Raw genomic sequence first — 9370 nt, 5'->3', positions numbered from 1 at the left:
GTCTCCGACCAGCTGGGCTACCGCCCGCGAGGCGTGCACCGGCCCGAGCCGGTGCTCGACCTCGCCGACCTGCGGCCGTGGTCGCGGTGACACGCGAGCTGCCGAGGACGCTCGTCGTGATGTCGCGTGACGCCTGGGAGCTGCAGTTCGACGACCGCCGCCGTGCGCGACTTGGCCGGCTGTCCCGCGACGGGCTGGTGACGTGGGTCGACTCGCTCGACGACCCCGCCGTCGCCGACAGTCTGGCCGAGGTCGAGGTCCTGCTGACCGGCTGGGGCACCCCGCTGGTCGGCGACACCGAGCTGTCCCGCCTGCCCTCCCTGCGCGCTGTCCTCCACTGCGCGGGAACCGTGCGCGGGATCGTCGCCCCAGCCGCGTGGGACCGCGGCGTCGTGGTCTCCAGCAGCGCCGACCTGAACGCCGACCCCGTCGCCGAGTTCACCCTCGCGGCGATGGTGATGGCGGGCAAGAAGGCACCGTTCCTCGCCGCCGACGCCCGGCGGTACCGGGATGACTGGTCGTACAGGGCGGGCCGCGGACCGCTGAGCAACACCGGCCGGACCGTCGGCGTCGTCGGCTTCTCCCGGATCGGTCGTCGGGTCGTGCGGCTGGCCGTGAACCGGCTCCCCGACGTGACGTGCCTGGTGGTCGACCCGTACGCCGACCCGGACGAGGTCGCACGGGCCGGCGCGCGGCTGGTCGGTCTCGCCGAGGCACTCCCCCGCCTGGACGTCCTGTCGATCCACGCCCCGCAGCTGCCCGAGACGTACCACCTCATCGGCGCTCCCGAGCTGGCGGCCCTGCCGGACGGCGCGACGCTCATCAACACGGCGAGGGGATCCCTCGTCGACACGGCCGCCCTCGAGGCCGAGTGCGTCGCCGGACGTCTGCACGCGATCCTCGACGTCACCGACCCCGAGCCCCTGCCCGCGTCGAGCCCGCTCTACGACCTGCCCAACGTCATGCTCACGCCGCACGTCGCGGGATCCCTGGGCTCGGAGACGTTGGCCATGACCGACGGAGCCCTCGACGAGCTGGAGCGTCTCGTCGACGGCAGACCGCTCGCACGCGCCCTGCGCGCCGACGACCTCGCGCACATCGCCTGAGCGCGCCCTTGTGATCGCCGATCAGGTTGGTCGGACCGACAAGGTGAGCGCCTGCTCGCCGAGGCCCTCGGCACTGACGACCACGGCGATCTCCCCCTGCCTCGTGGGTCGGATGACGGCCAACGCCCGGCCGTCGAAGGTCCGCCAGGTGCTGTCGGCGAACCGTTCGGTCGTGCGCGGGTTGGCGGAGCACATCCCGGCGAGCTCGCCGGCGCCGGAGACGTGCACGGTGACCGGGCGGTCTGCGCCGGTCACCAGCACTCCTGCGTCGTCGCGAAGCTCGATCGCCAGGTAGGCGAGGTCGTCGGCGTCGTCGCGCAGGACCAGCCGGTCGGCCGAGGCGGTGAGGGTGACCGGCCCGGCCGTGCGCAGTGCGGTGCGGCCGACCTCGGCGCCATCCCGGAGGGCGAMGGCCACGAGCTCGCCGGGCGTGTACCGCGTCTCGAGCACGGCGGTCCGGGGGCGTTCGGCACCGACCTCGGCACGCGCGACCGGTGTGCCGTCCAGCTGCAGCTCGACGTGGTCGGCGTCGGCGTAGACCTCGACGGTGACCGGGCTGCCCTCGTAGCCGGGCCACGTCCAGGACGAGACGCTGTCGCTCCACGCCCAGGGTGACTGGATGGTGACGTGGTGCTCGTGGTGCTCGGGGCGCCGGACCGCGATGTACGGCTCGGTGCGCAGGCCGAAGACGATCTCGCGGTAGAACGACGCCGGGCGTCGCCAGCCGGTCAGGTCGAGGTCGCCGCACCAGGCCGTGAGGTACGGGTACTCGCGTTCCAGCCCCGGCACGGCCTCGGGATCCTCGGCGTAGGCGGTCGAACCGATGCCGACCTCTCCGAGATAGTCCCACCCGGTCCAGGTGAAGTCGCCGATCACGTGCGAGTGCTCCTGGACCATCGGCCAGAGCCTGCCGATCTGGGTGGAGAACGTCTCCGAGCCGACGAGCACCCGGTGCGGGAACAGGTTCGCGTCCAGCGCGTAGCGGCTCTCGCCGTAGTTCAGCCCGACCACGTCGAGCACCGAGTGCGACTCGGCGGTCCGGCGCGTCACCGCCTCGGACGCGGCGAGCGCAGACATGGCCCCGCCGATGTCCTGGGCCATCGCCTCGTTCAGTCCCTGGGCCTCGATCACTGCGGGCAGCTCGTCCATCACCGCCAGGACCGAGTTGACCCCGTTGGTGATCAGGCGGGTCGGGTCGAGGGAGCGCACATGCTCGGCCATCTGCCTGGCCAGCCGTGAGCCGTGCGGGGTGCCGACCTCGGCGATCTCGTTGCCCAGCGAGTACATGATGACGCTCGGGTGGTTCAGGTCCTTCGCGACCATCGCGGCGAGGTCCTCGCGCCACCACTGGGGAAACTCGAACGCGTAGTCGTAGGTCGTCTTGGCGCGGGTCCAGCTGTCGAAGGCCTCGTCCATCACGAGCATCCCGAGCCGGTCGCACGCATCGAGCATCGCCACGGAGACGGGATTGTGCGCGCCGCGGATCGCATTGAACCCGGCCGCCTTCAGCAGCTCGATCCGGCGCTCCTCCGCCCGGCCGAACGCCGCCGCACCGAGCGGGCCGTTGTCGTGGTGCAGGCACGCGCCGCGCAGCAGGACGGGTTCACCGTTGATCCGCAGACCCTTGCGCGCGTCCACGCTGATCGTCCGGATGCCGAACGACACCGTGCGCGGATCCGTCGCCTCGGTCGCGTCAGGGACCTCCACCCGCACGGTCGCGGTGTACAGGGCCGGGTGATCCACGCTCCACAGCGCCGGGTCCGGCACGAGCATCCGCTGGCGCACCAGCACCGTCTCGCCCGGGGCGAGCGTCACCGGCGCGGTGTCGGCGTCGACCACCGCCGCGTCGAGGTCAGCGACGTCGGTCCGCACCACGACGGCCGCCGTGGTCATGCCCGCGTTCGCGAGCGTGGTGGCGATCTCCACGACCGCCTGGTCGTCCTCGACCCGCACGGTGGTCACCCGCACCCCGTCGGGCACGACCGCGACCGCGTCGTCGACGTGCAGAAGGACGGGTCGGTGCAGGCCGGCACCGGAGTACCAGCGCGAGTCCTGGCCCGAGCGCACCTCGATCCGCACCTCGTTCGCGGCGCCGAACCGCAGGTAGGGCGTCAGATCCACGAAGAACCGCGCATATCCATCGGCCCGGTTGCCCGCCAGCTCGTCGTTGACGAAGACCTGCGCGCGACGGAACGCGCCCTGCACCTCCAGCCGCACCGACCGCCCCGCCCATCCCGCCGGGACGTCCACGGTCCGCAGGTACGTGAAGGCCCCGGCCGGGTAGTACGCGGCGCTGCCGCGCGCCGGCACGTCGGCCGAGCGCTCGGCGTCGCGCAGCGCGTCATGCGGCAGCCGCACCGCGGTGACCTGCGCCCCGGTCCCCTCGAACGCCTCGAACGGACCGAGCGGCCGGCGGCAACGCCACCCGTCCGCCAGGGTGATGACCGACATCAGGTCCTCCGGGTCGTTCGGGGTCCACGCACGGACGCGCGGCGACGCGAGCCCAGAGTAGGGCGGAGAAAGCTGTCTCAGGTCGACGCACGCTGGGATGCGGAAGTCCGCGACGTGTCACACCCGTCGTTGCTCGGTGGTCGGTGAGGGAGACACCCAGCGACGAGGACCCGTTCTCCCGGCAGAACTGGTGCTCGTGCAACGGCCGCTGCCAGTTCGGCGTGCGGCGTGGGCGTCCAGCCCGCGCCCGGTGACCGAGACCGGGCGCTCACCCGATGGAGTGACCATGAGACCTGACATCGTCCCGGGCGCGACGTTCCCTGACTACGAACTGCCTGATCACACGAACACCCTGCGCCGGCTCAGCGAGATCCAGGGCGGCGACCCGATGATCCTCACGCTGGCGCGCGGCGCCTACTGTCCCAAGGAGCACCAGCAGCACCTGGACCTCGCTGCGTTCTATCCCAAGATCGCGGTGGCGTACACCCGCGTCGCGACCATCACACCGGACACTCCTCGCGGTGCGCAGGAGTTCCGCGACGCGGTGGGTGCGCGGTGGCCGTTCCTCTCCGACCCTGGACGGACGGTGCAGCGCGACCTCGACATCCAGGAGTACACCGACCTCGCGGACGACCCGATGATCCCGCACACCCTCGTGCTCAAGCCTGGGCTCGTCGTGCACTCCCTCTACAACGGCTATTGGTTCTGGGGCCGGCCCTCGACCGTCGACCTGTGGCACGACCTGCGCGAGGTGACCCGGGAGATCCGCCCCGACTGGGACCTCACAGCACCGGGTCTGCGGGATCGCTGGGACTCCGGCGACCGCACGCCGTTCTACGGCTGGAGCGAGACGGTCGTGCAGCCCACGGGCTGAGAGCCGGCGGCACACACGACCGAAGGCCCTTGCGCGTCCCCGCGCAGGGGCCTTCGGCACGTCCGCGTGAGTGCGGGCCTCGCGCGCGTTCGTAGTCCGGCACTACGTGGTCGACCACGTGGGCCAGGGACGCGACGGCGTGACGTCGAGGACGACGGTGCTTGTGGGCGGCATGGGACGCCCGATCGACGAGCAGAAGGCGGCCTGACATGACCCCGACGACGACGGCAGATCCTGGACTCCGCGACGCAGCCGCAGTCCTGGTCTCGCAGCGGCATCGCCTGGTCGGGATCGCTCACCGGATCGTGAACAACGCCAGTGACGCGGAGGACGTCGTCCAGGACGTGTGGATCCGCTGGCAGCGCGTCGACCGGGAGCAGGTCCGGAACCCCGCGGCGTTCCTGACCACCGCCACGACGCGGGTGGCGATCAACGTCCTGCAGTCGGCCAGGGTCAGGCACGAGGCCGCCGCGAGCGCGTGGCTGGACGACCTTGCCGGCACCCTGGTCGACCCGCAGTCGGAGCCGCTCGAGGCGGCCGAACGAGCCGACGGAGTGGAGCGGGCGATCCGTGTACTTCTCGAGCACCTGAACCCCACCGAGCGAGCGGCGTTCGTCCTGCGCAGGTGCTTCGACTACCCGTACCGGACGATCGCCGACCTGTTGGGTCTCCACGTCGCCAACGTGCGACAGCTGGTCAGTCGAGCACAAGGGCGTCTGCACACAACTCCGCCGAGGTCGGTGAACGCGGACGTGCACCGCCGCCTGGTGCGCGCGTTCGTCACGGCCGCTCGCTCGGGCGACCTCCTCGATCTCGAGCAGCTCCTCGCTGCGGATGCGGCCACCGGCGCGACGACGAGACTGATCGCCTAGGACACGCCGTGAGTGCCGTCGTCGGCCATCGCGTCCTTGAGCTCGGAACGTGACCGGATGTCGAGCTTCACGAACACCTTGCGCAGGTGGTAGTCCGCGGTGTGGGCGCTGAGGAACAGTCGCGCTGCGATCTCGCGGTTGGTGAGCCCGTCGCGCGCGAGCCGCGCGACGGCGAGCTCCTGGTCGGTGAGCGGGTTCACCAGGTCCGCCGCGCGCCCGCGCACGGTCTCGCCGGTCGCCCTCAGCTCCTGGAGCGCTCGGTCAGCGAAGCCGCTCATCCCCAGGGCGACCAGCCCGTCGTAGGCGGCACGCAGCTGAACGCGCGCGTCGATCCGCCGGTTGGCGCGTCGCAGCATCTCCCCGTACAGGAGCTGGCTGCGCGCCACGAGCATCGGGACCCGTATCCGCTGGAAGCGCTCGATCGCCTCCCGGTAGAGCTCCTCGGCCCTCGCACCTTCCCGCAGCTGCGCCTGGGCCATCGCCATGAAGGCGAGCGCCCAGTCGCTGTCGCCGACGGGCCGTGTCACGCTCGCCAGCCTCTCGACCGCCTCTTCTGCGACGACGCGTTCGTCGGTGCGCGTCGCCGCCTCGACGACCTCGAGCAAGGTGCGCATCGCGTGACCGAGCTCGTGCGTGTACGGCATCTCGCCGAGTGCCGACGCCAGCGCGTCGCGGTAGCGCCCGGCGCCGTTGTAGACCAGCGCTTCGGCCAGGTTCGCGACGGTGAGCGCGTATCCCTCGCCACGCGTGTTCGCGTCGACCCGCAGCTCCTTCGCGCGTCGCTCGACCTCCTCCACCTGCCCGCGGTATGCCGGGACGAAGATCCGCCCGAACTTCGGCAGCGGCTGACCGGTGACGGACAAGATGGCATCGATCTCGTCGCAGATGGCTTCGGCCTCGTCCAGGTGCCCGTCGAAAGTCCGCGCCACCATCAGGAGGCTGAGGGCCATCGGCAGCACGGTGAGGACCCCGCCGGCACGGGCCAGCTCGACCTGCCGGTGAGCGAGGGTGCGGAGACCTTCGGCGTCCCAGAGGTCCTGCGCGGCGCGGCCCCCGAACCACATCCAGTGCAGCTCGAACGCCTGCGGGGGTTGCTCGACGAAGGCACGGACCGCGCGGCGCACGGTCGGGAGCGCAGCCTCCTGGCCGGCGGCGGAGAGCAGTGCCTGGCCGCGCAGGATCAGGTCCTGCGCGCGGTCGGAGTCGTCGTGCTCGGTGGCGTGGAGGATGGCCTCCGCAACCTCGGCAACCGCTCCCGGTTCGCCCAGGCGGCCGGCGTACAGGGCGGCGGACAAGGCCTCCATGTAGGTGACGCGCGCCAGGTCCCGGTCGTGCGGCTCGAGCATCTGCGCCGCGGCGAGCAGCTGCCTCGGGGCGCTGCGATCGCGCCGCAGCGCGTATCCGGCCCGCGCACGCAGGCGACCGACCAGCGCCTCCTGCAGAGGCGTCAGCGGCTGGTCCCGCACGCTGTCCAACAGTCGCAGGGCGGTCTCCGGCGCCCCGGCATCGAGCTTGGCCCCCGCCGCCGCGATGAGCCGTTCGGCCCGCCTCGCAGGCGCGACCGACAGCTCTGCCGCGCGCTCGAGGAACGCCGCGGCCGCCGCCACCCCGCCGCGCGTGCGTGCACGTTCGGCCACCATCTCGAGGTCAGCCGCCACGTCGTCATCCGGCCCGGTGGTCGCGCTCGCCCGGTGCCAGGCACGCCGGTCCGGGTCCCGATCGGCGTCCGTGGCGTCGGCGAGCGCTGCGTGGACGGCTCGCCTGTCGTCCGCCGACGCAGCACGGTAGACCGTCGAGCGGATCAACGGATGACGGAACTCGACCCGCGTCCCGACCACCAGGGCATCGGCTTGCGCGGCGAGATCCAGGTGCTCCGGGCCCAGCCCCAGCTGCGTGCTCGCGCGCCACAGCAGACCGGCGTCGCCCGTCGGGTCCGCCGACGCGAGCAGGAGCAGCATCCGGGTCTGCTCGGACAGCGGCTCKAGCTGGGCGAGCAGGCTCTGCTCGATGCGGCGCTCGATCGGCAGGGCGCTGGCCAGCGCGAACCCGCCGGCCAGCTCGGTCGGGCTGAGACCTCGTGGTAGCTCCCGCAGCGCCAACGGGTTCCCGCGGGACTCCGTGATCAGCTGGTCACGGACTCGATCGTCGATGGCGCCGGGAAGCGACAGCCGGAGCAGCTCTCGTGCGTCCTGGTCGCCGAGGCCCTCGACGACGAGCTGCGGGAGGTCGGAGAAGTGCTCGTCCACCTGCCGCATCGCCACCACGATCGCGATCCCCTCGGCGTCGAGCCGGCGGGCCGCGAAGGCGACGGCACGCGCCGACGCCTCGTCGAGCCACTGCGCGTCGTCGACGATGCACAGGAGCGGCTGTTCGGCCGCGGTCGCGGTGAGKAGGCCGAGGACCGCCAACCCGACGACGAACGGGTGCGGCGCACTGGCGGCGCGCAGACCGAACGCCATCTCCAGAGCCTCGCGCTGCGCGACCGGGAGCCGTGCCGCTGCCGGCATCATGCGCCCGCACAGCAGCTGCAGGCCGGCGTAGGCGAGGTCGATCTCGTTCTCGGAGGCGGCCATCCGCTCGACACGAACGTTCGGCCCGGCCAGGGCCTCGACGCGATCGAGGACGGCGGTCTTGCCGATGCCCGCGCCCCCGGCGACGACCAGCGCTCCGCTGTGGCCCTCGCGCGCACGCGCCACGAGCGTCAGGAGCGGCGCCAGCACGCGGTCCCGGCCGAGGAGCGGCATCGCGCGGACGCGTGACGTGCGCGCGATCTCGCCCGCGCTCACGGGAGGGACGGCTTTCGGGACTGGCGTGGCATGCGCATCTTCCTGCCGAACCGGTGCAGCACCGACGAGCCTAGAGCGACCGAGCCAGGCCGAACACCTCGACGCACCCCGGGGCCTGGTGTCACACGGACCTGTGCACCTCGGTCATCCGTGACGTGAACAGCGAGGCATCGCACGTGCCTCGGCTCTCCGGTCGAGTCGCGACGTAGGAGCGGGAGCACCGGGTTTCAGATGGCTCCCTCGGGGGTACGCATCAAGCAGAACGCGACTGGTCCCACCCGCCGCCGGAACCGAGTCCCGGGTCCTCTCCCTCAGGGGAAGGACTCGGGACTCGGCATGCCGGCTCCCATGCGCATGGCTCGACCGGCGACGTGACCCTGGCCACCCTCGGTGCCCAGATGTCACAGCGTCGGCATCAGCTCGGTCGGTCCTGCAGACCCACCGCCTCGCAGGTCGGGTCATCACCACTCGAGCAGAAGGACGACCACCATGAGCACACCCATCCTCGAACCCGCGGCGCAGGCGTTCGCCGACGCCACCTCGACGCCTCCGTTCCTCTACGAGCTGGGGCCCGACGGAGCCCGCAAGGTCCTCGACGACGTCCAGGCAGCGGCCGTGGAGAAGGCGCCCGTCTACGACCGGTGGATCGACGTGCCCGCCGAGGTCGGCGACGTCCGGGTGCGGATCGTCAAGCCGATCGGTGCACCCGCATTCCTGCCCGCGATCCTGTACGTCCACGGCGGCGGCTGGGTCCTGGGGAACGCCGGCACGCACGACCGTCTCGTCCGCGAGCTCGCCGTGGGCGTCGGCGCCGCCGTCGTGTTCGTCGAGTACGACCGCTCCCCCGAGGCGCGCTACCCGGTCGCGATCGAGCAGGCGTACGCCACAGCGCAGTGGATCACCCGCCACGGTCCGTCCGAGGGCCTCGACCCGGACCGGATCGCCGTCGCGGGCGACTCCGTCGGCGGGAACATGACCGCGGCGCTGACCCTCCTGGCCAAGCAGCGTGGGGACGTCACCTTCGTCCACCAGTCGATGTACTACCCCGTCACCGACGCCGCGCAGGACACGGACAGCTACCGCGAGTTCGCCGACGGGCCGTACCTCACCGCGAAGGCCATGGCGTGGTTCTGGGACGCCTACGCGCCGGACCACGAGGTGCGCTCGCAGATCACGGCGTCACCACTGCGCGCCACGCTCGAGGAGCTGGCGGGCCTGCCGGAGGCGTTCCTGATCGTCGACGAGAACGACGTGCTGCGCGACGAGGGCGTGGCCTACGGG

Annotated in this window: 6 protein-coding genes; 4 read left to right on the top strand and 2 right to left on the bottom strand. The window is 72.0% G+C overall.

Going from position 1 to position 9370, the window contains the following annotated elements:
* Positions 1–119 precede the first annotated feature (119 nt).
* Positions 120–1106 carry a hydroxyacid dehydrogenase gene (locus ACXJKG_RS16150; protein ID WP_456846766.1) on the top strand — a complete coding sequence of 329 codons (987 nt, stop codon included), beginning with the start codon at positions 120–122 and terminating at the stop codon, positions 1104–1106.
* A 21-nt stretch (positions 1107–1127) separates the two neighbouring features.
* On the opposite strand, the gene ACXJKG_RS16145 is transcribed toward ACXJKG_RS16150, so the two are convergent.
* Positions 1128–3557: a glycoside hydrolase family 2 TIM barrel-domain containing protein gene (locus ACXJKG_RS16145; protein ID WP_456846765.1), complete on the bottom strand. Its 2430-nt coding sequence runs from the start codon at positions 3555–3557 to the stop codon at positions 1128–1130.
* 286 nt (positions 3558–3843) lie between these two features.
* On the opposite strand from ACXJKG_RS16145, the gene ACXJKG_RS16140 reads away from it, so the two are divergent.
* Together ACXJKG_RS16140 and ACXJKG_RS16135 are read left to right on the top strand one after the other, a co-directional pair.
* On the top strand, positions 3844–4431 hold the full coding sequence (locus tag ACXJKG_RS16140; RefSeq protein WP_456846764.1) for a redoxin domain-containing protein: 588 nt from the start codon (positions 3844–3846) through the stop codon (positions 4429–4431).
* A 209-nt stretch (positions 4432–4640) separates the two neighbouring features.
* Positions 4641–5303, top strand: a complete 663-nt coding sequence (locus ACXJKG_RS16135) for a sigma-70 family RNA polymerase sigma factor (protein WP_456846763.1) — start codon at positions 4641–4643, stop codon at positions 5301–5303.
* On the opposite strand, the gene ACXJKG_RS16130 is transcribed toward ACXJKG_RS16135, so the two are convergent.
* Positions 5300–8089: an AAA family ATPase gene (locus tag ACXJKG_RS16130; protein ID WP_456846762.1), complete on the bottom strand. Its 2790-nt coding sequence runs from the start codon at positions 8087–8089 to the stop codon at positions 5300–5302. The two genes, ACXJKG_RS16135 and ACXJKG_RS16130, sit on opposite strands and share 4 nt — an antisense overlap.
* A gap of 489 nt (positions 8090–8578) precedes the next feature.
* On the opposite strand from ACXJKG_RS16130, the gene ACXJKG_RS16125 reads away from it, so the two are divergent.
* The coding region (locus ACXJKG_RS16125) for an alpha/beta hydrolase (protein ID WP_456846761.1) at positions 8579–9370 on the top strand (792 nt) is incomplete at its 3' end.

The sequence above is a fragment of the Cellulomonas sp. P5_C6 genome, from assembly GCF_054049635.1.
Note: the sequence above shows the minus strand (reverse complement) of the source record. Positions and strands in the feature narration are given on the sequence as shown.